The organism is Streptomyces sp. D2-8, assembly GCF_023184515.1.
Taxonomy (GTDB): Bacteria; Actinomycetota; Actinomycetes; order Streptomycetales; family Streptomycetaceae; genus Streptomyces.
Window position 1 is genome coordinate 19154 of sequence record NZ_JAAHBP010000028.1, and the last position, 22303, is coordinate 41456.

General features: G+C 72.9%; 22 protein-coding genes. 12 read left to right on the forward strand and 10 right to left on the reverse strand.

Annotated features, from left to right (window positions below; all coding sequences use genetic code 11):
- Window positions 1-378: 378 nt before the first annotated feature.
- Together G3I77_RS36160 and G3I77_RS36165 are read right to left on the reverse strand one after the other, a co-directional pair.
- The gene (locus G3I77_RS36160; protein ID WP_248510777.1) at window positions 379-1653 is read right to left on the reverse strand and encodes an SWF or SNF family helicase; all 1275 of its coding nucleotides are present in this window, start codon (window positions 1651-1653) and stop codon (window positions 379-381) included.
- Window positions 1650-4580, reverse strand: coding sequence for a DEAD/DEAH box helicase (locus tag G3I77_RS36165; protein WP_248510784.1), 2931 nt, complete (start codon window positions 4578-4580; stop codon window positions 1650-1652). The genes G3I77_RS36160 and G3I77_RS36165 overlap by 4 nt, the downstream gene beginning before the upstream one ends.
- Before the next feature lie 158 nt (window positions 4581-4738).
- On the opposite strand from G3I77_RS36165, the gene G3I77_RS36170 reads away from it, so the two are divergent.
- Entirely contained in the window at window positions 4739-4921 is a 183-nt protein-coding gene (locus tag G3I77_RS36170) for a hypothetical protein (RefSeq protein ID WP_248510786.1), read from the forward strand.
- A gap of 71 nt (window positions 4922-4992) precedes the next feature.
- On the opposite strand, the gene G3I77_RS36175 is transcribed toward G3I77_RS36170, so the two are convergent.
- On the reverse strand, window positions 4993-5853 hold the full coding sequence (locus G3I77_RS36175; RefSeq protein ID WP_248510788.1) for a hypothetical protein: 861 nt from the start codon (window positions 5851-5853) through the stop codon (window positions 4993-4995).
- Between the two features lie 135 nt (window positions 5854-5988).
- On the reverse strand, window positions 5989-6285 hold the full coding sequence (locus tag G3I77_RS36180) for a hypothetical protein (protein ID WP_248510790.1): 297 nt from the start codon (window positions 6283-6285) through the stop codon (window positions 5989-5991).
- Between the two features lie 96 nt (window positions 6286-6381).
- On the opposite strand from G3I77_RS36180, the gene G3I77_RS36185 reads away from it, so the two are divergent.
- Window positions 6382-7284 carry an oxygenase MpaB family protein gene (locus G3I77_RS36185; RefSeq protein ID WP_248510792.1) on the forward strand — a complete coding sequence of 301 codons (903 nt, stop codon included), beginning with the start codon at window positions 6382-6384 and terminating at the stop codon, window positions 7282-7284.
- 9 nt (window positions 7285-7293) lie between these two features.
- On the opposite strand, the gene G3I77_RS36190 is transcribed toward G3I77_RS36185, so the two are convergent.
- Window positions 7294-7893: a class I SAM-dependent methyltransferase gene (locus tag G3I77_RS36190; protein ID WP_248510794.1), complete on the reverse strand. Its 600-nt coding sequence runs from the start codon at window positions 7891-7893 to the stop codon at window positions 7294-7296.
- Between the two features lie 153 nt (window positions 7894-8046).
- Here G3I77_RS36190 and G3I77_RS36195 point away from each other — a divergent pair, with 153 nt between their 5' ends.
- From G3I77_RS36195 to G3I77_RS36215, 5 genes are all read left to right on the forward strand, one after another.
- The gene (locus tag G3I77_RS36195; RefSeq protein WP_248510796.1) at window positions 8047-8820 is read left to right on the forward strand and encodes an MHYT domain-containing protein; all 774 of its coding nucleotides are present in this window, start codon (window positions 8047-8049) and stop codon (window positions 8818-8820) included.
- A 321-nt stretch (window positions 8821-9141) separates the two neighbouring features.
- On the forward strand, window positions 9142-11715 hold the full coding sequence (locus G3I77_RS36200) for a nitrate- and nitrite sensing domain-containing protein (RefSeq protein WP_248510797.1): 2574 nt from the start codon (window positions 9142-9144) through the stop codon (window positions 11713-11715).
- Window positions 11712-12149, forward strand: coding sequence for a roadblock/LC7 domain-containing protein (locus G3I77_RS36205; RefSeq protein WP_248510799.1), 438 nt, complete (start codon window positions 11712-11714; stop codon window positions 12147-12149). The genes G3I77_RS36200 and G3I77_RS36205 overlap by 4 nt, the downstream gene beginning before the upstream one ends.
- Before the next feature lie 22 nt (window positions 12150-12171).
- Window positions 12172-12582 (forward strand): DUF742 domain-containing protein, encoded by a 411-nt coding sequence (locus tag G3I77_RS36210; RefSeq protein WP_248510801.1) that lies wholly within the window; start codon window positions 12172-12174, stop codon window positions 12580-12582.
- A gap of 65 nt (window positions 12583-12647) precedes the next feature.
- Entirely contained in the window at window positions 12648-13253 is a 606-nt protein-coding gene (locus tag G3I77_RS36215; protein ID WP_248510802.1) for an ATP/GTP-binding protein, read from the forward strand.
- A gap of 25 nt (window positions 13254-13278) precedes the next feature.
- On the opposite strand, the gene G3I77_RS36220 is transcribed toward G3I77_RS36215, so the two are convergent.
- Window positions 13279-13707, reverse strand: a complete 429-nt coding sequence (locus G3I77_RS36220; RefSeq protein ID WP_248510803.1) for a PPOX class F420-dependent oxidoreductase — start codon at window positions 13705-13707, stop codon at window positions 13279-13281.
- Window positions 13708-13811: 104 nt separating this feature from the next.
- Between G3I77_RS36220 and G3I77_RS36225 the strand changes: the two genes are divergently transcribed.
- From G3I77_RS36225 to G3I77_RS36240, 4 genes are all read left to right on the forward strand, one after another.
- Complete coding sequence (locus G3I77_RS36225) at window positions 13812-14225, forward strand: roadblock/LC7 domain-containing protein (protein ID WP_031107031.1); 414 nt, start codon at window positions 13812-13814, stop codon at window positions 14223-14225.
- Between the two features lie 125 nt (window positions 14226-14350).
- A complete protein-coding gene (locus G3I77_RS36230) occupies window positions 14351-15277 on the forward strand; it encodes a DUF6397 family protein (protein ID WP_248510804.1) in 927 nt (308 codons plus the stop codon).
- 99 nt (window positions 15278-15376) lie between these two features.
- Window positions 15377-15748 carry a VOC family protein gene (locus tag G3I77_RS36235; protein ID WP_248510805.1) on the forward strand — a complete coding sequence of 124 codons (372 nt, stop codon included), beginning with the start codon at window positions 15377-15379 and terminating at the stop codon, window positions 15746-15748.
- Between the two features lie 10 nt (window positions 15749-15758).
- Window positions 15759-16544, forward strand: coding sequence for a DNA-formamidopyrimidine glycosylase family protein (locus tag G3I77_RS36240; RefSeq protein ID WP_248510806.1), 786 nt, complete (start codon window positions 15759-15761; stop codon window positions 16542-16544).
- 99 nt (window positions 16545-16643) lie between these two features.
- On the opposite strand, the gene G3I77_RS36245 is transcribed toward G3I77_RS36240, so the two are convergent.
- From G3I77_RS36245 to G3I77_RS36255, 3 genes are all read right to left on the reverse strand, one after another.
- Window positions 16644-17594 carry a DMT family transporter gene (locus G3I77_RS36245; RefSeq protein ID WP_248510807.1) on the reverse strand — a complete coding sequence of 317 codons (951 nt, stop codon included), beginning with the start codon at window positions 17592-17594 and terminating at the stop codon, window positions 16644-16646.
- Window positions 17595-17662: 68 nt separating this feature from the next.
- Window positions 17663-18535, reverse strand: coding sequence for an acyl-CoA thioesterase II (locus G3I77_RS36250; RefSeq protein ID WP_248510808.1), 873 nt, complete (start codon window positions 18533-18535; stop codon window positions 17663-17665).
- 37 nt (window positions 18536-18572) lie between these two features.
- Entirely contained in the window at window positions 18573-21086 is a 2514-nt protein-coding gene (locus tag G3I77_RS36255; protein WP_248510809.1) for a DEAD/DEAH box helicase, read from the reverse strand.
- A gap of 146 nt (window positions 21087-21232) precedes the next feature.
- On the opposite strand from G3I77_RS36255, the gene G3I77_RS36260 reads away from it, so the two are divergent.
- Complete coding sequence (locus G3I77_RS36260; protein WP_248510810.1) at window positions 21233-22027, forward strand: metal-dependent hydrolase; 795 nt, start codon at window positions 21233-21235, stop codon at window positions 22025-22027.
- 20 nt (window positions 22028-22047) lie between these two features.
- Here the strand turns inward: G3I77_RS36260 and G3I77_RS36265 are convergent, their stop codons facing one another.
- On the reverse strand, window positions 22048-22293 hold the full coding sequence (locus G3I77_RS36265; RefSeq protein WP_248510811.1) for a type B 50S ribosomal protein L31: 246 nt from the start codon (window positions 22291-22293) through the stop codon (window positions 22048-22050).
- Between the last annotated feature and the right edge of the window lie 10 nt (window positions 22294-22303).

Genomic DNA, 22303 nt, shown 5'->3' on the forward strand with positions numbered 1-22303 from the left:
ACAGCGACCGCTGCCCCAGGCCCGTACCGCGAGCCCGGGAGCGTACGCCCAGTTCGTCGATCTCGAAGGAACCCACGAGGAGCTCGTTCACCCGGTCGGCACCGAGCCGCCGGGTCACCTTCCCGTAGGCGCGGTCGGTGCGGAAGGGCGCCTGGGTGGTCCAGCCCGTGGCGAAACCGTCCACCCCGCCGTCCTCCGACAGTGCCGGCACCGCCCGGAATCCCGGTCGGCGTACGTCCGTCTCCAGCCGCTCGCGGAACTCCACCCGGGTCTTCTCGGGGTCCCGGGGCTCCCAGGGCGGTGCCGTGAAGACCTCGGCGTACGCCTCGGTGAGCTCGTCGGCGACGGTGAGGACGTCCGGGCCGTACCGCTGGATCCTCACAGGGAGCTCCCCTCTCCGGGCGGGAGTTCCGCCGAAGCCGGGGCTGTCACCAGGGCCAGGGCCGTCGCGGGGTCCTGGGCGGCGTCTCCCGCGGGCAGCCAGCGGCCGCGTTCCTTGCGGTAGGGCCACCAGCGGCCGTCCCGGCCGAGGCGCAGCTGCACCGGTGCCCCGACGACCGTCCAGCGGTTGCCCCGCGCCCGCAGCTCCGGCCGTTCGCCGGCGTCCCAGGCCGACTCCAGGGCGGCACGCGCGCGTGCGAGCGTCTCGCCCTCCACACGCCACTCCTCGTCGAGGACGGACAGCGCGTCCGTACCGTCGTGACGCCAGGCGCGTACGGCTGTCGCCAGTCCCTCCCGGCCGCGTCCCGACCCGTCGGCGAGCCGGTCGGTCATCTCCGGGCCGGGATCACCTGCGGCCAGTCGCACCGCGTCCTGCGCAGGCGTCAACTCCGCGTGGAAGGTGCCCCGGAGCGTCTCCTTGAGCAGGCGGTGGGCCCGTACGGCGGTCTGGGTGGCCAGGAACGCCACCGCGGCCGGGTCGATTCCGGGCGCGGGCGGTGTCTCGGTGTCCAGGGACGGCGGAAGACCGGGCTCGTCGGGGAGTTCGGGCGGATCCGGCAGCGGCGGCAGGATGTCACCGGCGGCGTACGCCTCGGCCGCGTCCACGCCCTCCGGCCCGGAGGAGCCCGCGGCGGAAGCGCCGCTGCGTGCCTGGAGGTCCGCCAGCAGGGTGGCTTCGTCGCGCCCCCGCATCAGCAGCAGCACGAACGGGTCCTGGTCCAGCAGCCGTGCCACCTGGTAGCAGAGCGCCGCCGTGTGCCCGCAGTGGTCCCAGGCCTCGCAGTCGCACTCCGGCTCCAGGTCGCCCAGGCCCGGCAGCAGTTCGACGCCCGCGTCCGCCGCGTCCTCGACCAGGTGCGGCGGCATCTCCCGGTCCAGCAGGGCCGCCACATGACCGGCTCGCTCCACCGTCATGTCCAGGAAGCGGTCCCACTGTTCGGGCGAGAGCTCCTCCAGCAGGACGTCGGCCCGGTGCGCCGTACGGTCGCGGCCCTGGACGACGGCCGTGAGCCGCCCCGGGCGCACCGACACCGCGCCGACCGCACCCGCGCGGGCGAGCCGGCGGCCCGTCTTGAGCTGCGTCGAGTCCAGCGCCGTGCCCTCCAGGGCCTTCAGCCAGGCCTGGCCCCACCAGGTCTGCGCGAAGCCCCGCCCGTGGGCGGGCGGAAGCGCGGCGAAGGTGCGTTCCGTGTCGCCGTCGTGCCGAGTCATCGCAGGCCCCCTCGCAGTTCGACCAGATCCGCCAGTTCCGCGTCCGTCAGTTCCGTGAGAGCCGCCTCACCGGCACCCAGGACCGCGTCCGCCAGCTCCCGCTTGCGCAGCAGCAGTTCGGCGATGCGGTCCTCGATCGTTCCTTCCGCGATGATCCGGTGCACCTGCACGGGCCGCGTCTGGCCGATGCGGTACGCGCGGTCGGTGGCCTGCGCCTCGACGGCCGGGTTCCACCAGCGGTCGTAGTGCACGACGTGCTCGGCCCGGGTGAGGTTCAGCCCGGTGCCCGCCGCCTTCAACGACAGCAGGAACACCGGCACCTCACCGTCCTGGAAGCGCCGCACCATGGCCTCGCGCCCGGCGACGGGCGTCCCTCCGTGCAGGAACTGCGAGGGCGTGCCGCGGGCGGCCAGGTGCCGTTCGAGGAGGCGGGCCATCTGCACGTACTGCGTGAAGACCAGCACGCCCGCCTTCTCGGCGAGGATCGTGTCGAGCAGCTCGTCCAGCAGCTCCAGCTTCCCGGAGCGCCCGGTGATCACCGGGCGCTCCTCCTTGAGGTACTGCGCCGGGTGGTTGAAGAGCTGCTTGAGGCCGGTCAGCAGCTTCACGATCAGGCCCCGCCGGGCCATGCTGCCGGCGCCGGAGATCTCCTCGAGCGCCTCGCGCACCACGGCTTCGTACAGCGCCGCCTGCTCCTGGGTGAGCGACACGGCGTGATCGGTCTCCGTCTTCGGCGGCAGTTCGGGTGCGATCCCCGGGTCCGACTTGCGGCGGCGCAGCAGGAACGGCCGGACGAGCCGGGCCAGCCGGTCGGCCGCGGCCGGGTCCTGACCGCCCTCGACGGCCTCCGCGTACCGCCGGCGGAAGGTGCCGAGCCGGCCCAGCAGCCCTGGAGTCGTCCAGTCGAGGATCGCCCACAGCTCCGACAGGTTGTTCTCCACCGGGGTGCCGGTGAGCGCCACACGCGCGCGTGCACCGATGGAACGCAGCTCCCGAGCGGTGGAGGAGTACGGGTTCTTCACGTGCTGGGCCTCGTCCGCCACGAGCATGCCCCACGGCACCCCGGCGAGCCGGGGCGCGTCCAGGCGCATCGTGCCGTACGTGGTGAGCACGAACTCCCCGCCGGCCAGGCCGTCCAGGCCGCGCCGCGCGCCGTGGAAGCGCCGCACCGGTGTGCCGGGCGCGAACCGCTCGATCTCCCGCTGCCAGTTGCCCATCAGGGACGTGGGGCAGACCACCAGGGTCGGCCCGGCGGACCCGGCGTCGGACTGCCGGTGCAGGTGGAGGGCGATCAGCGTGATCGTCTTGCCGAGGCCCATGTCGTCGGCGAGGCAGCAGCCCAGACCGAGCGACGTCATACTCGCGAGCCAGTTCAGGCCCCGCCGCTGGTAGTCCCGCAGGGTGGCGGCGAGGGCGGCCGGCTGCTCCACGGGCTGCTGCGCCTCGGGGTCCGCGAGCCGCTCCCGCAGGACCGCCAGCCACCCGGTGGGCCGCACCTCGACCCGGCCGCCCTCCACCTCCGCCCAGCCCGTCAGAGCCGCGCCCAGGGCGTCCACCGGCGTCACCTTGCGGTCCTGCCGGGAACGGGCCAGGCGCGCATCCTGAGGGTCGATCAGGACCCACTGGTCGCGCAGCCGGACCACCGGGCGCTTGGCCTCGGCGAGACGGTCCAGCTCCTCACGGTCCAGTCGCCTGTCACCCAGGGCGAACGACCATGTGAAGGCGAGCAGCGCGTCGGCGGACAGGAACGACGGCATGGCCGTGAAGCCCTCACCGGACTCCGGCTCGCCGTCGGACGGCCCCACCTCCGCGCGCGTGCTCAGCTCACGGGACAGCCCCTTCGGCCAGTGCACGTCGACCCCGGCCGCGCTCAGTGCGAGGGCACCCGCACCGAGAAGCTCGGCGACCTCCTCGTCGGCGAGCTCGGCCGCGTCCGGCACGGACGCCGACAGCAGGGGAGTGAGCGGAGCCCAGGCCCGGGCCGCCCGGCGCAGGGCGAGCAGTGCGTCCATCCGCGCGCGCGGACCGAAGGCCTCGCTCCCGGTGCCGGCCCAGACGTCCGCGGCGTCGGCGACGAGCGCCGGATCGCTGACGCTGTGCACCTGGAGCACGGCCCGGAACGTCACGTCCGTGCCGTCGTCCGCCGCGTCCGTCACACCGTCCGCCTCGATCCGCAGCGACAGCCGCACACCCGCGTCATGGCCCGCGGCGACGTCGGCGGCCCAGGCGCGCTGCTCGGGCAGCCGCACCGGCTGCGGCGCGGCGTAGGCGGGGCCGTTCGTCAACAGCGGCGCGGCGGGGGAGCGGGGCAGGGTGTCGGCGACCGCGTCGAGGAAGGCGCGCAGGAGCTGCTCCGGGTCGGGCAGCCGCAGCGGCGCGGTGCCTTCCAGGGGCACGGCGTGCGCCTCGGGCGGCATCGAGGCGGCGAGGCGGCGCAGGGCTTCGATGTCCTGGGCTCTCAGCGGGCCCGTGCGCCAGGCGTCGTGGTCGCCCGGGGACAGCCCGGGCAGCAGCAGCCCGCGTGCCACGAGGTGCAGGGCGTGCAGGGCCGCAGCGCCCCAGAAGGCGGTGGACCGGTGCCCGTGCCCACCGGCGCGCGCACGCGTGAGGAGCGGCAGGGCGGTGCGTACCGGCACCAGGACGGCGGGCACACTCGCTTCCTCGACCCCACCGTCATGGGGCACGGCGACGGTCAGGTCCGCGACGGACGCGGACGCCACGACCGCGGGGGCAGTGCCGTCCGTTCGCCAGAAGGCGACGCTGCCGGTGCGTGCGGGGTCGCCGGGCAGGAACACGGAGGGGCAAAGAGCCAGTTCGGAGATGTCGGAGGAGGGTGCCGGGGGAGTCGGATGCTCGGCTATGGCGGATTCCTCAAATTTGACTAGTGGGAGCGGAGCCGCCGAGAGTACAGCACTTCCCGAACGCATGGGTATGACTGGGCTGTGAGTTGGGTCACCATGGAGGTCTCAGGGGTGCGTCGGGGTCACACCTCAGGGATGTCTCAGGGTCGCGGTCCGGAACCGCCGTGAACGCGGGTCCGTTTTCGAGACAGAGAGCGGCAGTGGCCGCGAAGGAGGCGACAGTCATGTCGAAGAACGCCAAGATCGCCGCAGGCGGTGTGGCGGTCGGGCTCATCCTGCTGATCTGGCTGCCCTGGTGGGCAGCGCTCCTGATCATCCTGGGAGTCCCGGCCGCCGCGTACCTCACATTGGACCCATCGCAGCGTCGCAGGCTGCGCCGCGCCGGCCGCAAGGAGCTCGGCCGCTGAGGCGCTGACCCGGTGCGGCCCGGGCGCACCGGCTCGGCTCGGTCGCACCGGCTCAGTTCGGCCGGACCGGCTCAGTTCGGCCGTACGGCGATCTTGTCCAGCGCCTCGAGGAGACCCGGCAGTTCCGGCCCCCGCCCCACCGGCAAGACCTCGCCGGGTTCCTCGTCGAGCAGCACGAAGGCGATGTCGTCGGTCCTGGCGACGAGCGACCAGCCCGGACCGTCGGCGCGCAGGGTCCTGGCGTCACCCGGTGCGAAGGACGACCGGACCCGGCCCAGCGGCGGCGGCGAGTCGATGTAGGTGCGGGCCTCCGCGAGGACGCGCCGGATGCCGCTGTGGCCACCCTTCTGCCCGTTCTCCCCGCGGCCGTCCGGACCGACGTCCGCCCCGCCCCCCTCATCCGGTGTCCCCGAGGACCCCGCCGCCGGGAACTCCGCGTCGTCGATCTGCTCCCGCCACGTCGCCCACTGCTGCGCGATCTCGTCCGCGCCCAGGCGCCGCTGGGCCGGGCCCCAGACGGTGGTGTCCGGCGGAGTCAGAGGGGGCCGGTCGTCGGCCTCCGGGCCGGGATCGTGCGGCGCGGGCACCCCGGGGGCCGCCACGGCGACCGCGAGGGGCCAGCCGGGCATGGCCGCGACGACCGTGCGCTCGTCGGGCGACAGCTCGTACTCCATGCCGCAGTCCCAGGACGCGATCGCGACGGCCACCAGGGAGACGTCGTCGATGGCCACCGTCCACCGGGCGCCCTCACCGTCCTGGCCGAGCACCAGCCCGTACCCGTCGGCGAGCGGCGCGAGACCGAGCGCCGCGCATGCCTCGGGGTAGTCGTCGCCCAGCACACTCGGGAACTTCGCCGGCGTCAGCAGCACCGCCGTGAGCACATAGAGCGCATCGTCCTCGGCGGCGACGGCTTCCTCGTCCGTCCCGGCCATCCCAGCCTCCCCATCGCTTCGTCCACCGGCGCGCACCCTAGTGCGCCGGGAAGCCCCTTGTCACGGCCTCGCAGGCGCACGCGGAGCTGCAGTTTTCCGGCGGACGGGGCGAATCGGCCGTCCGGCCCGTGCGCATCATGCCGCCGGCAGCCCCAGCAGGTCGCGGGCCACGGTCTCCGGCGACTCGCCGCGTTCCCGGGCGAGCGCGATCACTGCCCGGCAGGCCAGCTCGTTCACGCCGAACGACAGCGCCTCAGGGGACACCCAGCCGGCCGCCTCGTCGGCCCGTTCCTGGTCGTCCTCCGCGCAGGCCGTGACATAGCTCGCCGCGGCCTCGAAAAGATTGTGCGGACGCTTGTCCCCCTCGGCCCTCGGCTCCGTGCGCAAGACATCGGCGACCCTTCCCCCGGCTTTGCGGAACCTGCCCCACATGCTGACCACCTTCCCCCTGCGTGCCTGTCGTGCCTCATCGTTCATCTCCCGGTCACCAACGTAAAGTTGCAGAGTCTGTGGCAGAAGGGGGACGACATGGTGAAGCGCTTCTCGCGGCTCGAACAGATCCGGCGGATGGACCCGTACGAGGAGGCTACGGAGATCTACCGGCTCAGCGTGGCGTACGAGTACCCCTGGGACTTCACACGCGCCCTGGAGCTGGCTCTGTACCGCACCTACGCCGTTCCCGGCATCGGTCGGCTGCTCGCGCGCACGGCGGAGCTCACGGACCGGACGCAGAAGCGCTACGACGACACCTCGCTGCTCCTGGACACCATCGTCGAGCACGGCTTCGGCAGTGACCAGGGCAGGACCGCGATCCGCCGCATCAACCAGATGCACCGCAGCTACGACATCAGCGACGACGACATGCGCTACGTGCTCTGCACGTTCGTCGTGATGCCCAAACGGTGGATCGACGCCTACGGCTGGCGCAGGATGTCGCGCCATGAGACCGTCGCCAGCGTCGTCCACTACCGCACACTGGGCCGGCACATGGGCATCAAGGACATCCCCGAGACCTACGAGGAGTTCGAGACCTGCCTCGACACCTACGAGGCCGCCCACTTCGCCTGGGACGAGGATGCCCGGCGCGTCTCGGACGCCACCCTCGACCTGATGGCCTCCTGGTACCCCGGCCCGCTCGCACCCGTGCTGCGCACCACGACCCTCGCGCTGCTCGACGACTCGCTGCTGCGCGCCTTCCGCTACACCCCTCCGAGTGCCGCCACGCGCGCCTGGGTGCGTCGTGCCGTCCGGCTCCGGGGCCGTGCCGTCCGCCTGCTGCCGCCCCGGCGCGCCCCGCACTTCGCCCGCCAGAACCGGGAGATCAAGGGCTACCCGTACGGCTACCGGGTCGCCGACCTGGGCACCCGCCCGGTCCCGGGCCTGCGGGGCTGCCCCGTCCGGCACGCGGCGCCGGACGCCGAGGCCGGGTGACGAGGCGGCTCAGTCCTCGCGCACGGCGAGCGCGAGGAAACGGGAGTCCTCGTCGACGTACGACACAAGGCGCCATCCCGAACCGGCCAGCAGCGGACGGAGGTTGGGCTCGGCGCGCAGGTCGTCCGGGGTGAGCGGGCGCCCGTGGCGTGCCGCGAGAGCAGCCCTGCCGATCGGGTGGAACAGGGCCAGCACCCCACCGGGACGCACCACGCGCGCCAGCTCCCGCAGGTCCTCGGCCGGGCTCCCGAGGTGTGAGATGAGGCCCGCCCCGAACACGGCGTCCAGCGACCGCGAGCGCAGGGGCAGCGCGGCGACGTCCGTGAGCAGCAACTGCCCGTCACGGTCCCGCCCGGCCCGTACGGCCTCCCGCAGCATGGCCGGCGTCAGGTCGGCCCCGAGGACCACCCCCGAGGCCCCCACGGCGGCTCGCAGCGGCGGCAGGGCGCGTCCGGTGCCGCACCCCGCGTCGAGCACCCGGTCGCCCGCCCGCAGGCCGAGCTCGGCGATCGCGGCCGCGTAGGCCGGACCGTCGTCGGGGAACCGGCTGTCCCAGTCGGCGGCGCGGGCGGTGAAGAACTCCTGGACACGCGTCTGCTCGTCGCTCATGTACCGCATGATTCCTCACCGGCACGGATGGATGCCTCTGTGCACACGTTCGAGCGTGACCCGATCGTTCCGGTACATCCTTGGGTCATATTCCATCACCTTTCGAAATGCGCCCCCGTTGCGCGCCTCTGCCGGGTCTAGCGTCCCGGGGCCATGGGACACCTGGACCACGCAGCCCTGGGGTGGCTGACCCCCGCACTGTCGTACGTGATGGCCTGCATAGGCGCCGCGCTCGGTCTGCGCTGCACCGTCCGCGCGCTCGCCACCACCGGGCGCTCGCGCCGCAACTGGCTCGTCACCGCCGCTTCGGCGATCGGCACCGGCATCTGGACCATGCACTTCGTGGCCATGCTCGGGTTCGCCGTCGCCGGTACCGACATCCGCTACGACGTGCCGCTCACCCTGCTGAGCCTGCTCGTCGCCATGGTCGTCGTCTGCGCCGGCGTCTTCGCCGTCGGCTACAGCAGGGACCGCGGCCGGGCCCTGCTCGTCGGCGGCCTCACCACCGGCCTCGGCGTCGCGAGCATGCACTACCTGGGCATGGCGGCCGTCCGGCTGCACGGCGACGTGACCTACGACCCGCTGCTCGTCGCTCTGTCCGTCCTGATCGCCGTCGTCGCCGCGACGGCGGCCCTGTGGGCGGCCCTCAACATCAAGTCGCCCGTGGCGGTCACCATCGCGTCCCTGATCATGGGTGCGGCCGTCAGCAGCATGCACTACACCGGGATGTTCGCGGTGGCCGTGCGCGTGACGCCCTCCGGGGAGGCCCTGCCCGGGGCCGCGGCGATGCAGTTCATCTTCCCCCTCGCCGTCGGCCTCGGCTCCTATCTCTTCCTGACCTCGGCCTTCGTCGCGCTGTCGCCGACGGCGGGGGAGCGTGCGGCGTCCGCCTCGGCCCAGGCGCCGGTGCACAGCGTCGCCCCCTAGCCGCGCAGGCGCCCCGCCGGCCTCGGCCGAGCGGCCCGGGCGGTGCAGGGCGCGGGCCTCGGGGACAGCGCGCCCGGCGGTCGGGAGAGCCCGCGGTCAGGAGGGGCCTTGGCCCGGCGGCCCGGGCGGCGCACCCGAAGCCCTGAACGGCCCGCCCTCTCCCGGCCGGTGCGCTCCCAGTCCGACCGCGCTCTGAGCCACACCGTGTGCTCCGGGCCCGACACGGCGCTCTGAGCCTCACGGCGCTCTCGGACGACGGTGCGCCGCCCCAGCCAGGACGCCGGCCCGCACGCCCCCGACCCACTCCCGAGCGAGGAGTCCATGCGAACACCCCGTAGGCCACCCACAGCCGGCGCCGAGACGCCGCCACCCGTGCGCGGTCGCCGTGCGCACGCCGGACCACCGGCCGACGAGGGCCCCGACACGCCCTCGGACACCGCGCCCGACGGGGCGCCCACGCGCGCGGAGCGCTGGCACATACGCCCCCGCACCGTACGCGCCAAGATCGTCTGCCTGCTGATGGTGCCGGTCGTCTCCCTCCTGGCCCTGTGGGCCTACGCCACCGTCACCACCGCCCAGGACATCTCCCGGCTGCGGCAGGTCCAGCGCGTGGACGCCACGGTCCGAGCCCCCGTCTCCACCGCCGTCGCCGCCCTCCAGGCCGAACGCGAGGCCGCGGTACGCCACGCCACCGACCCGTCCGCCGTCCGCACCGACGAACTGGACGAGCTCGCCCGGCGCACCGACCGGGCCGTCGCCCGACTGCGGCTCGGCAAGGACACCACCGTCGCCGACAGCGGGGAACTGCCCGCCGGAGTCGCCCAGCGGCTGAAGGCGTTCGTCTCCGGTGCCGAGCAACTGCGGCCACTGCGCACGGCGGTGCGGGACCGCCGCGTGGGCTGGGCCGAGACGTACGACCGCTACACCGGGACCATCTCGGCCGCCTTCGGCGTCGGAGGTGCCCTCACCGGCATCCGGGACGCCGACCTCGGCTCCGACGCGCGCGTGCTGCTCGAATTCGCCCGCGCGGGCGAGGCACTGGCCCAGGAGAACGCGGTGCTCGCGAGTGCCCGTCTGGACGGCACCCTGACCGGGGAGCGGTTCCGGCTCTTCACCGGCGCCGTCGACCGGCGCCGGACGCTCACCGAGTCGGCCGTCGCGGACCTGAGCGGCACCGAGCGCTCCGCATGGGACACCCTCGCCGCCGACAGCGCCTACACCGCCCTGGGTGACGTCGAGGACCGCGTTCTCGCCGGCGGGCCGGGCGCGAAGGCGGTCGAAGCGGCGCCCGACAGGACCTGGACCACGGCACACACGCGCGTGCAGAACGGCATGCGCACCATCGAGGACGACGCGGCACGCGGGGTCGCGGAGCGGGCCGACCCGTTCACCCGAGGACTGCTCACCCCGGCCGGCGCCGCCGTCCTGCTCGGCCTCGCCGCCGTCGCCGCCTCACTCGTCATCTCCGTGCGCATCGGACGCGGACTCGTGGTGGAACTGGTCAGCCTGCGCAACAGCGCCCTGGAGATCGCCCGGCGCAAACTCCCCGACGCCATGCGGAAACTGCGCGCGGGCGAGGAGATCGACATCAGTGCCGAGGCCCCGCCGGGAGCGTCCGCGGAGGACGAGACCGGGCAGGTCGCCGAGGCCCTCACCACCGTGCACCGCGCCGCGCTGCGGGCCGCCGTGGAACGCGCCGAACTCGCCAGCGGCATCTCCGGTGTCTTCGTCAACCTCGCCCGCCGCAGCCAGATCCTCGTCCACCGGCAGCTGGCCCTCCTCGACAGCATGGAACGCCGCTCCGACGACCCGAACGAGCTGAGCGACCTCTTCCGCCTCGACCACCTCACCACCCGCATGCGGCGCCACGCGGAGAGCCTGATCATCCTCTCCGGAGCCGCTCCCGGCCGGGCCTGGCGCATGCCGGTCTCCCTGACGAACGTGGTCCGTGCGGCCGTCTCCGAAGTGGAGGACTACGCGCGCGTGGAGGTACGGCAACTCCCCGAGGCCGCCGTCGTCGGCGCGGCCGTCGCCGACCTCACGCACCTGCTGGCCGAGATCATCGAGAACGCCGCCCAGTTCTCCCCGCCCCACACGCGCGTGCGGGTCACCGGCGAACCCGTCGGCAACGGCTACGCCGTCGAGGTCGAGGACCGCGGCCTCGGCATGGGCAAGGAGACCCTCTCCGAAGCCAACCGCCGCATCGACCAGTCCGAGGCGCTCGACCTCTTCGACAGCGACCGGCTCGGCCTGTTCGTGGTCAGCAGGCTCGCCGCCCGGCACGATGTCAAGGTCCACCTGAGGACCTCACCGTACGGCGGCACCACCGCGGTCGTCCTGATCCCCACCGCCCTGCTCCACACAGGGGCGGCGGAACGATCCCCCGAAGTGGCGGAACCCGCGCGCCGGCCCGAGGAACGCGCCTACGCGCGCGTGCCCGACGACACCCTTCTCCAGGACGCCGTCCCCGCCCGGACCGACCGGCGCGCCCTCGTGGCTCCCGTACCGGCCGCCGCGGAGACCGAGACCCTGCCTCACGCCAAGATCTCGCGTCACGCGGACAGCCCGCGTCACCAGGAGACCCCGAGCCAGACCCCACCCCCAGGAGTCGCCACCTTGCGACTGCACCGCCCACCGCAGCAGCCCGAAGACTCCGACGACCTCCCGCGCCGCGTACGGCAGGCCAGCCTGGCTCCCCAACTGCGCGACAAGCGGCCCGAGGAGCAGCCGGCGGCGCCCGACCCCCGGGACGACGAGCGCACCCCCGAACTCGTGCGGGACCGCATGGCCGCCTACCGCGACGGCTGGGCGCGCGGCGGCGGCAGGCAACCCGGCCGCGGCACCACCCACGGCCCCGCGACGGGCAGCGACAGCAGTGAAGGAGACCCCGCATGATCCAGGACCCGAGCACACAGTCCGCCCGGCGCTCCGGCGAACTCGACTGGCTGCTGGACGATCTCGTGCTCCGCGCGGGCGACATCCGGCACGCCGTGGTGCTGTCCAACGACGGCCTCGCCGTGGGCGCCTCCACCGGCCTGCGCCGCGAGGACGCCGAGCACCTCGCCGCGGTCGCCTCGGGCTTCAACAGCCTCGCCAAGGGCGCGGGACGGCACTTCGGCGCCGGCGGGGTCCGCCAGACCATGGTGGAGATGGACGAGGGCTTCCTGTTCGTGACGGCCGCGGGCGACGGCTCCTGCCTCGCCCTCCTCACCGCCGCCACCGCCGACATCGGCCTCGTGGCCTACGAGATGGCACGCCTGGTCAAACGCGTCGGCGAGCACCTCGGCACGGCGCCCCGGATGGCCGCGCGGCCACCCGCCGCCGGATGAACCGCGAGAACGGTCCGCGCAGATGACCGAGGACATCACGGGCACCCCGCACGAGCTGGGCAGCCACTGGTACGACACCGAGGCCGGCCCGCTCGTCCGCCCCTACGCCATGACGGGCGGACGCACCCGGCCCGGCCCCACCGGCGTCCGGTTCGACCTGATCGCCCTGGTCACGCTGGACCCGGGCGCACCCGGCGTGGACGACGCCCCGCTGGGCCCGGAACACCGCAACCTCCTCGATCTGTGCCGCCCGGAGACCCAGTCGGTCGCCGAACTCGCCGCCGGCGCGGACCTGCCCGTCGGCGTGGTCAGGGTCCTCCTCGGCGACCTCCTGGAACTCGGCTGCGTCACCGTCAGCCGCCCCGTACCACCGGCCCAGCTGCCCGACGAACGCATCCTGCGCGAGGTGATCGAAGGCCTGAGAGCGCTGTAGCCCCCCACGCACCGACTGAACCCCCACGCACCCACGACACCCCGCACTCCTGAGAGAAGTGATCAATGGTCTCCGAGCACTCCGACGCCCCGGACGGCGACACCGCCGCACTGGCGCTGAAGATTCTGGTCGCCGGCGGATTCGGCGTGGGCAAGACCACCCTGGTGGGCGCCGTCAGCGAGATCCGGCCGCTGCGCACCGAGGAACTCCTGAGCGAAGCAGGCCAGTCGGTGGACGACACCGGCGGCGTGGACCACAAGACCACCACGACCGTCGCCATGGACTTCGGACGCATCACCATCCGGTCCGGCCTGTCCCTGTACCTGTTCGGCACGCCGGGCCAGGACCGGTTCTGGTTCCTGTGGGACGAGTTGTCGCAGGGGGCGCTCGGCGCGGTCGTCCTCGCCGACACCCGTCGCCTGGAGGACTGCTTCCCCGCGGTCGACTACTTCGAGCACCGGCGCATCCCGTTCGTCGTGGCCGTCAACTGCTTCGCGGACGCCCGGCGGCACGGCGCCCCGGACGTCTCGCGCGCCCTCGACCTCGACAGGGGCACGCCCGTGGTGCTGTGCGACGCCCGTGACCGCGACTCGGGCAAGGAGGTGCTGATCAGGCTCGTCGAGTACGCCGGACGGATGCACACCGCCCGGCTGCTCGACTCGGTCGGCTGACCGGAGACCGGCCGCTCCCGCCCGGTCAGTTCGCGACGTCCCGCTCCGCCAGCACCCTGTCGACGGTGACGCGGACGAGGAGTTCGCCGGGGACGCCGTTGCGCGCACCGAACTCCTCGGCGCGCTCCTCGCCCATGTACCGGGCCCCGATCCGGGTGGCCCAGTGCCGTACCTCGTCGAGGTCCTCCGAGACACGGGCGCGGCCCCGCAGCACCACGAAGGAGTACGGCGGCCGGTCGTCGTCCACGCACAGGGCGATCCGGCCGTCCCGGAGGATGTTGCGCCCCTTCACGCTGTCCTGGCCGGTGTTGAACACCACCTCGTCCCCGTCCAGCAGGAACCAGATCGGAGCCACGTGCGGGCTGCCGTCGGCCCGGACGGTGGAGAGCTTTGCGGTGCGGGTGCCGTGCGAGACGAACTCCCGCCATTGCGCGTCGGTCATCTTCTCTGCCATGGCTCCCATCCTCCTTGCCCCGACCGCGGTCGTGGGGAAGGCTGACATGGAGATCCTCCGGCCAGGAGGGGAATCGCACGGGGAGAAAACGGGGAGAACGGAAGATGGCGCAGAACCAGGGACTCGACTGGCTGCTGGACGACCTGACCGAGCGCGTCCACGAAGTGCGGCACGCACTGGTCCTGTCCAACGACGGCCTGGTGACCGGCGCGAGCACCGGACTGCGCCGCGAGGACGCGGAGCACCTCGCGGCCGTGTCGTCCGGGCTGCACAGTCTGGCCAAGGGCTCCGGACGGCACTTCGGCGCGGGCAGCGTACGCCAGACGATGATCGAGTTCGACGACGCGGTGCTGTTCGTCACCGCGGCCGGAACGGGCAGCTGTCTGTGTGTCCTCAGTGGCGCGGAGGCCGACATCGGCCAGATCGCCTACGAGATGACACTGCTGGTCAACCGGGTCGGCGAGCACCTCGACGTGGATGCGCGCCAGCCCGAACCCAAACCGATCACAGACCTCTGACCTGCACGTTCGTCACCCCCGCGGAGTTATCCACAGGCTCGCCACGAGATCCGCCGCAGCGGCTACGGTTTTTTCACGGCGACCGCACACGGCGTGAGCCGCTGACTCCACGGGGGAGACCGACCATGTCACGCACCGGCACGACATCCGACCGCCTCACCTGCGCCCCGAGCCGGGCCGCCCGCGAACTGGAGCTCGAGCGGGGCGAGTTCCACCTCGCCGTGAACCTGGGGCTCATCCGGACCGTTCCCGACGAAGGAGGCGGAGGCGGGCGCGTGTCCCGGGCCGAGATCGACCGGCTGCGCTCCGGGCACGGCTTCCCGGACGCCCTGCGCGAGCGCGTCGCGACGGTCGGCACCACAGAGGGCGCCAAGCTCATGGAGGTGGCGCCCACCAGGTTCACGAGCCTGGCGCGCTACGGCCTGCTGCTCCCGGTGAAGTTCTACGTGAACCGCTATCGGACCGTCGTCTGGCTGTATCTGGCCGAGGAGCTACGGCAGTTCGCGGCCGAGGGGAGTAATGCCCGGCTGCTGGCCGACCGCCGCACGCCCGCCGAGATCCGGGAAGGACTGAAGGCCGGGATGGACCGGCGGCCCCGCAACTGGCGGGGGCGTCACGTCGGATTCCTGACGCGGCAGGCGGGGGCCGACCCCTGGGCGCGCGCGGCAGCGGTCGCCTGCCTCCTCGACCCGGCCGACGTGGCGGACGTCGTCCGGGATCCCCAAGAGCGTGCCCGCCTGGCCCGCTGCCGCCCCGGGCTTCCGGTGCACGGCGCCCCCGGTTCACCCACCGCCGAGCTGGCCGAGACGCTGATGACGGCGAGCGAGCCGGACGAAGTGGCCTGGTTCCGCGCGGACCTGGCCCACACGGTGGAGACCGCCCGACGGCATCACCCCGTGGCGGCCGCGCTGTCCCCGGCGCCGCCGACCGGGCCGGATCCACTCGCGCCACCCCCCGCTCCGGCGGCGGAGCGACCCGCGCCCCTGGACCCCACCCCTCCCGAGGGCCTGCTGGGCTGGTTCCGCCGCAGAGGCCGGCGCCCGGCCGGGTGACCCCGGCGGACCCGCGTCACGGCCGGTCGGCCCGCTGACCGATGAGTTTCCGGATGCGCCCCGGTCGGACCCTGAGGAGACTGAATCCGGGAGGCGATCATGTTCGGTACGACGAAGGCGTTCAGCGGGTTCTCGGTGAACGACATCGACGCGGCCAGGGCGTTCTACGCCGACACGCTCGGGCTCCGGGTGTCGGAGGAGAACGGGATGCTGTTCCTGCACATCGCGGGAGACCGGGACACCCTGGTCTACCCCAAGCCGGACCACACCCCGGCGTCGTTCACCATCCTCAATTTCCCGGTCGACGACATCGAGGCCGCGGTCGACGAGCTGAGCAGGAGAGGAGTGCGATTCGAGCGCTACGACCACCTCAAGACGGACGACAAGGGCATCTTCCGCGGCGGCGGCCCGCTGATCGCCTGGTTCACCGACCCGGCGGGCAACGTGCTGTCCGTCCTCCAGGAAACCTGACGCGCCGGTCGTGCCCGAGCTCCCCGACGTCGAGGGCTTCCGGCAGGTGCTCGAGGACTGCGCGAAGGGACGCGTCATCCGGCGCGTCGACGTGCGGGACGCGGGCGTCCTGCACGGGGTCGACGCCCGCCGGCTGCGGGACGCGCTGGAGGGGCGGCGGTTCGGCACGCCGGAGCGGCACGGCAAGTGGCTGCTCGCCCGCACCGGCGGCCCCACCCTCGTACTGCACTTCGGTATGACCGGCCGACTGGTCTGCGGGCATGCCGATGATTCCGTCGAGGCGCATGACCGCGTCCTGTTCACCCTGGGCGGCGGCCGTCAGCTCCGCTTCCGTGACCAGCGCAAACTGCAAGGGCTCTGGCTGGCCCACGACGAGTCCGACGTCGAGCGGCTGCTGCGGCGGCAGGGGCCCGATGCGCTGGCGGTGGACCGTGCCGAGTTCGAGGAGGTGCTCTCATCGCGCCGGGGGCATGTCAAGACGGCCCTCACCGACCAGTCCGTTCTCGCCGGCCTCGGTAATCTGCTCGCCGACGAGATCCTGTGGCGGGCCCGGCTGCGCCCCGACCGCGGGTCGCGTGACCTGACCCGGGAGGACCGCCGTCGCCTCTACAGCGAGATGCGCCGCACCCTGCGCTCGTCCGTCACCGCCGGCTGCGTACCGCCGCGTGACTCCTGGCTCACCGGCCACCGGGACGACCGGGACCCGAGGTGCCCGCGGTGCGGCACCGGCCTGCGCAGGTCCCGTATGGCCGGGCGGGGCACGGTGTGGTGCCCGCGGTGCCAGCCGGACGCGTGACCTTCGGGCCGGGCCGGCCGGCCCGGGCAGCAGCGAGCCGCCATCGAAGCCGCGTGCGGCGGCCGGGCCCGTTGCTGCGCCCGGACGTCACCAGCGAGGTCAGGGTGCCGCGGTCTCGCGCTCCCCGTCCGGAGCCACCAGCGACTGCGTGAACGGGATCCGCGCCAGCGCGAGCACCCCCGCGGCGATCAGCGCGACGCCGAACAGCTGGGGCAGCAGCCACCACCCGGAGCGGACGGTCTCCTCGTACAGGGTGACGCCGAGGGCGAAGCTCACCAGGGCGTCGCCGAGGGTGAGCGCGGGCTGCGAGGCGACCAGCGGACCAGCCTGCATGGCGTTCTCCAGCAGGAACAGCGCGCACACGCCGGTGGCGGCGAAGGCGTACGTCTGCCAGGCGGTGAGGAAGCCCACGAGGCCCTGGTCGTCGAGGATGTGCATGGCGGCCTTCATCAGCGCCGCGGTCACCGCGTAGCTGATCGCCGTCGCGGCTCCCAGACAGGCCGCGCGGGCCCGGCCCTCCGGGCGGCGGAGGGCGGCGAGAACGAGGGCGACGACCGCGCCCGCGCACACGGCGAGCGCGGGAATCCAGCGGTCCAGCGCCACATGGGTGCGGTTGCCGGCCGGGGAGGCGGCGGCGAGCGCGATCGCCAGACCGGCCACCACCACCATCACGGCCAGCCAGCCCCTGCCCGGCAGATGCCGGTGCATCAGCAGCGAAGCGACGATGAGGGTGAGCGGCAGCTCCAGCACGAACAGCGGCTGCACGATCGTCAGCGGCCCGGTGGCCAGCGCCAGCGCCTGGCAGACGGCGGCGCCGATCACCGCGAGGATGCCGGCCAGCCACACGGGCCGGCGCAGCAGATCGACGATCAGCCCGGCCCGCAACCCTTGGGAGGCGGGCACGGTGAGCGCCGCCTTGCGTTGCAGCACGGTCGCGACCGCGTTGCTGAAGGCGGCGCAGATCGCGAACACGACGGGGAACACGGTGTGCAGCGTGGCCACCTCCCGGATCGGCGGGCGTGTGACGTCGGCGGTGCCTGCTTCTGCCATGGTCGCCGGATCCGGTCAGGGGCGCGATCGGAACCCCGCGCGCGGGGTTCCGATCGGCGAAGCGCAGGTCACCCCAGCTTCCGGAAGAGCCCCTCCTGCACGACGGACACGACCAGACGGCCCTCACGGTCGTAGATCCGCCCCCGGGCCAGGCCACGGCCGCCGACCGCGATCGGCGACTCCTGGTCGTAGAGGAGCCAGTCGTCCGCGCGGAACGGGCGGTGGAACCACATCGCGTGGTCCAGCGACGCCATGTCGAAGCCGCGCGGGCCCCACAGCGGCTCGACCGGGATGCGGACGGCGTCCAGGAGGGTCATGTCGCTGGCGTAGGTGAGGGCGCAGGTGTGCACGAGCGGGTCGTCGCCGAGCGGCCCGACCGCGCGCATCCACACGGCGCTGCGCGGCTCGGCGTCCCGGGCCTCCTCGACGGTCCAGCGCAGCCGGTCCACGTAGCGGATGTCGAACGGCTGACGCCGGGCCATCCGCTCCAGCTGCTCGGGCAGCGTGCCCAGGTGCTCCCGGATCTCGTCCGTGACCGTGGGCAGGGACTCCGGGTCCGGGACCGTGCGGGCCGGCGGCAGCTGGTGCTCGAAGCTGCCCTCCTCCGGCTTGTGGAAGGAGGCGGTGAGATTGAAGATCGTGCGGCCCTGCTGCACGGCCGTGACCCGGCGGGTGGTGAAGGACCGGCCGTCGCGCACGCGCTCGACCTGGTAGACGATCGGCACACCCGGGATGCCCGGGCGCAGGAAGTACGCGTGCAGCGAGTGCACGGGACGGTCGCCCTCGGTGGTGCGGCCGGCGGCGACCAGCGCCTGCCCCGCCACCTGCCCGCCGAAGACCCGCTGCAGGGACTCCTGCGGGCTACGGCCGCGGAAGATGTTGACCTCGATCTGCTCCAGGTCGAGCAGGTCGACGAGCCTCTCGGCCGGGTTCGTCGTCATGGGTGGGATTCTCCTGTGTTCGCTGCTGCCCGGCCCGTCAGAGCTGGCCGACGTCGGTGACGCGGACGATCGCGCGGCCCTCCGCGTCCGAGGCCGTGAGGTCGACCTCCGCGCTGATGCCCCAGTCGTGGTCGCCGTTCGGGTCGTGGAAGATCTGCCGGACCCGCCACAGGGCGTTCTCCGGCTCCTCCTCGATGAGCAGCAGCTTGGGGCCGCGGGCGTCGGGGCCGGTGCCGAGATCCTCGTACTCGTCCCAGTACTTGTCCATCGCCTCGCCCCACGCGTCGGCGTCCCAGCCGGACTCCCCGTCCAGCTCGCCCAGCTCCCCGACCTGGTCGAGAGCGGCGAGTTCGACCCGGCGGAACATGGCGTTGCGGACCAGGACCCGGAAGGCACGCGCGTTCGCGGTGACCGGCTTGACCTCGTCGGCCTTCTCCTGGGCCTCCTCGGCCGTCATCTCCGCCGGGTTGGCGAGCTGCTCCCACTCGTCCAGCAGGCTGGAGTCGACCTGGCGCACCATCTCGCCCAGCCAGGCGATCAGATCCTGGAGGTCCTCGGACTTGAGGTCGTCCGGGACGGTGTGGTCGAGGGCCTTGAAGGCGCTGGCCAGGTAGCGCAGCACGATGCCCTCGGTGCGGGCCAGCTCGTAGTGGGACACCAACTCGGTGAAGGACATCGCCCGTTCGTACATGTCGCGGATGACCGACTTCGGCGACAGCGGATGGTCGCCGACCCAGGGGTGGCTCTTGCGGTAGGTGTCGTACGCGTGGAAGAGCAGCTCCTCCAGGGGCTTCGGGTACGTGATGTCCTGGAGGCGCTCCATGCGCTCCTCGTACTCGACACCGTCGGCCTTCATCGCGGCGACCGCCTCGCCGCGTGCCTTGTTCTGCTGGGCGGCCAGGATCTGCCGCGGGTCGTCGAGCGTCGACTCCACGACGGACACCATGTCGAGCGCGTACGACGGGGACTCGGGGTCGAGCAGTTCGAACGCGGCGAGCGCGAAGGTGGACAGCGGCTGGTTGAGCGCGAAGTCCTGCTGGAGGTCGACCGTGAGGCGGACGATGCGGCCTTCGGCGTCCGGCTGGTCGAGCTTCTCGACGATGCCGCCGTCCAGCAGCGAACGGTAGATCGCGATGGCCCGGCGGATGTGCCGCAACTGCTGCTTGCGCGGCTCGTGGTTGTCCTCCAGCAGCCGGCGCATGGCCTCGAAGGCGTTGCCGGGGCGGGCGATCACCGACAGCAGCATGGTGTGCGTCACCCGGAACCGGGAGGTCAGCGGCTCCGGTTCGGAGGCGATGAGCTTCTCGAAGGTCTGCTCCGACCACGCGACGAAGCCCTCGGGGGCCTTCTTGCGGACGACCTTGCGGCGCTTCTTCGGGTCGTCGCCCGCCTTGGCCAGCGCCTTCTCGTTCTCGACGACGTGCTCGGGCGCCTGCGCGACGACGAAGCCCTCCGTGTCGTACCCGGCCCGCCCGGCCCGGCCCGCGATCTGGTGGAACTCCCGGGCCCGCAGGGTGCGCACGCGGGTGCCGTCGTACTTGGTGAGGGCCGTGAACAGCACCGTGCGGATGGGGACGTTGACGCCGACGCCGAGCGTGTCCGTGCCGCAGATGACCTTCAGCAGACCGGCCTGCGCGAGCTTCTCCACCAGGCGCCGGTACTTGGGCAGCATGCCCGCGTGGTGCACGCCGATGCCGTGCCGGACGTAACGGGAGAGGTTGCGGCCGAACTTGGTGGTGAAGCGGAAGTTGCCGATCAGCTCGGCGATCCGCTCCTTCTCCTCACGCGAGCACATGTTGATGCTCATCAGCGCCTGCGCCCGCTCCACGGCCTGCGCCTGCGTGAAGTGCACGATGTAGACGGGCGCCTGCCGGGCTGCCAGCAGGTCGGTGAGCGTCTCGGTGAGCGGGGTGAACCGGTACTCGTAGGACAGCGGCACCGGGCGGGTCGCCGAGCGGACCACCGCGGTCGGGCGGCCGGTGCGGCGCGCGAGGTCCTTCTCGAAGAAGGAGACGTCGCCGAGCGTCGCCGACATCAGCACGAACTGCGCCTGCGGCAGCTCCAGGATCGGGATCTGCCACGCCCAGCCGCGGTCGCCCTCCGCGTAGAAGTGGAACTCGTCCATCACGACCTGGCCGACGTCCGCGTGCTTGCCGTCGCGCAGCGCGATCGACGCGAGGACCTCGGCGGTGCAGCAGATGACGGGGGCGTCGGCGTTGACCGACGCGTCGCCGGTCAGCATGCCCACGTTCTCCGTGCCGAAGATCTTGCACAGCTCGAAGAACTTCTCCGACACCAGCGCCTTGATCGGAGCCGTGTAGAAGGTGACCTCGTCCCGGGCCAGCGCCGCGAAGTGCGCCGCCGCCGCGATCATGCTCTTGCCGGAGCCGGTGGGCGTCGACACGATCACGTTCGCCCCGGAGACCACCTCGATCAGCGCCTCCTCCTGGTGGGGGTAGAGCGTGAGACCCCGCTCGCCGGCCCACGACTCGAAGGCTTCGTACAAGGCGTCGGGGTCGGCGGTCCGCGGCAGCTGATCGATGAGGGTCACGCCCCCCATCTTGCCTGGCCCGATGCCCGATGCGGGAATCGGCTGCGGGCCCGAAGATCACGAACGCTACGCTGGGGCGCCGACGGGACGTCAGCACGCCCGGTCAACTGGACAGCGGCACACGAGGAATGGGGCGGGCAGCGGCCATGATGGGACCAGCACACTCACTGTCGGGAGCCGCCGCCTGGCTGGGCGTCGGTGCGGCCGCCGCGGCGGCCGGGCACCCGATGCCCTGGCCGGTCCTCCTCGTCGGCGCCCTGATCTGCGCCGGAGCCGCCCTCGCCCCGGACCTCGACCACAAGGCCGCCACCATCTCCCGGTCCTTCGGGCCGCTGTCACGCTGGCTGTGCGAGATCGTCGACAAGCTGTCGTACGCCGTCTACAAGGCGACGAAGAAGCAGGGCGACCCGCGCCGCTCCGGCGGGCACCGCACCCTCACGCACACCTGGCTGTGGGCGGTCCTGATCGGAGCGGGCACCTCGGCCGTGGCGATCACCAGCGACCGCTGGGGCGTGCTCGCGATCCTCTTCGTGCACATGGTCCTGGCCATCGAGGGACTGCTCTGGCGGGCGACGCGCGGCTCCAGCAGCGAGGTCCTGGTGTGGCTGCTGGCCGCGACCACCGCGTGGATCCTCGCGGGCGTCCTGGACAAGCCGGGCAACGGCGCCGACTGGCTGTTCTCGGCGCCGGGCCAGGAGTACCTGTGGCTGGGGCTGCCGGTCGTGCTGGGCGCGATCGTGCACGACATCGGGGACGCGCTCACCGTGTCCGGCTGCCCGATCCTGTGGCCCATCCCGGTCGGGCGCAAGCGCTGGTACCCGATCGGGCCGCCGAAGGCCATGCGGTTCCGGGCGGGCAGCTGGGTCGAGCTCAAGGTGCTGATGCCGGTGTTCATGCTGCTCGGCGGGGTGGGCTGCGCGGCGGCGCTCAACGTCATCTGAGCTCGGCCCCACGACGCGCCTCAGCCGCCGCCGTAGCGCCGCTCGAACGCGGCGACCCGGCCCTCCGAGTCCACCGTGCGGGCCTTGCCCGTGTAGAAGGGGTGGCTCTCCGCGGAGATCTCCACGTCCACGACCGGGTAGGTCTCGCCGTCGTCCCACTCGATGGTCCGGTCGCTGGACGCGGTGGACCGGGTGAGGAACGCGTAACCGGCGGCGCGGTCGCGGAAGACGACGGGGTGGTAGTCGGGGTGTTTGTCCTGCTGCATGGATGCTCCT

Bases quoted from the DNA above. Each gene is read 5' to 3' on its own strand.
- G3I77_RS36160 (WP_248510777.1), bottom strand. From the start codon at position 1,653: ATGACTCGGCACGACGGCGACACGGAACGCACCTTCGCCGCGCTTCCG.
- G3I77_RS36220 (WP_248510803.1), bottom strand. From the start codon at position 13,707: ATGGCAGAGAAGATGACCGACGCGCAATGGCGGGAGTTCGTCTCGCAC.
- G3I77_RS36265 (WP_248510811.1), bottom strand. From the start codon at position 22,293: ATGCAGCAGGACAAACACCCCGACTACCACCCCGTCGTCTTCCGCGAC.
- G3I77_RS36190 (WP_248510794.1), bottom strand. From the start codon at position 7,893: ATGAGCGACGAGCAGACGCGTGTCCAGGAGTTCTTCACCGCCCGCGCC.
- G3I77_RS36200 (WP_248510797.1), top strand. From the start codon at position 9,142: ATGCGAACACCCCGTAGGCCACCCACAGCCGGCGCCGAGACGCCGCCA.
- G3I77_RS36170 (WP_248510786.1), top strand. From the start codon at position 4,739: ATGTCGAAGAACGCCAAGATCGCCGCAGGCGGTGTGGCGGTCGGGCTC.
- G3I77_RS36235 (WP_248510805.1), top strand. From the start codon at position 15,377: ATGTTCGGTACGACGAAGGCGTTCAGCGGGTTCTCGGTGAACGACATC.
- G3I77_RS36215 (WP_248510802.1), top strand. From the start codon at position 12,648: ATGGTCTCCGAGCACTCCGACGCCCCGGACGGCGACACCGCCGCACTG.
- G3I77_RS36260 (WP_248510810.1), top strand. From the start codon at position 21,233: ATGATGGGACCAGCACACTCACTGTCGGGAGCCGCCGCCTGGCTGGGC.
- G3I77_RS36185 (WP_248510792.1), top strand. From the start codon at position 6,382: ATGGTGAAGCGCTTCTCGCGGCTCGAACAGATCCGGCGGATGGACCCG.
- G3I77_RS36210 (WP_248510801.1), top strand. From the start codon at position 12,172: ATGACCGAGGACATCACGGGCACCCCGCACGAGCTGGGCAGCCACTGG.
- G3I77_RS36225 (WP_031107031.1), top strand. From the start codon at position 13,812: ATGGCGCAGAACCAGGGACTCGACTGGCTGCTGGACGACCTGACCGAG.
- G3I77_RS36205 (WP_248510799.1), top strand. From the start codon at position 11,712: ATGATCCAGGACCCGAGCACACAGTCCGCCCGGCGCTCCGGCGAACTC.
- G3I77_RS36250 (WP_248510808.1), bottom strand. From the start codon at position 18,535: ATGACGACGAACCCGGCCGAGAGGCTCGTCGACCTGCTCGACCTGGAG.
- G3I77_RS36175 (WP_248510788.1), bottom strand. From the start codon at position 5,853: ATGGCCGGGACGGACGAGGAAGCCGTCGCCGCCGAGGACGATGCGCTC.
- G3I77_RS36180 (WP_248510790.1), bottom strand. From the start codon at position 6,285: ATGTGGGGCAGGTTCCGCAAAGCCGGGGGAAGGGTCGCCGATGTCTTG.
- G3I77_RS36230 (WP_248510804.1), top strand. From the start codon at position 14,351: ATGTCACGCACCGGCACGACATCCGACCGCCTCACCTGCGCCCCGAGC.
- G3I77_RS36245 (WP_248510807.1), bottom strand. From the start codon at position 17,594: ATGGCAGAAGCAGGCACCGCCGACGTCACACGCCCGCCGATCCGGGAG.
- G3I77_RS36195 (WP_248510796.1), top strand. From the start codon at position 8,047: ATGGGACACCTGGACCACGCAGCCCTGGGGTGGCTGACCCCCGCACTG.
- G3I77_RS36165 (WP_248510784.1), bottom strand. From the start codon at position 4,580: ATGCGTTCGGGAAGTGCTGTACTCTCGGCGGCTCCGCTCCCACTAGTC.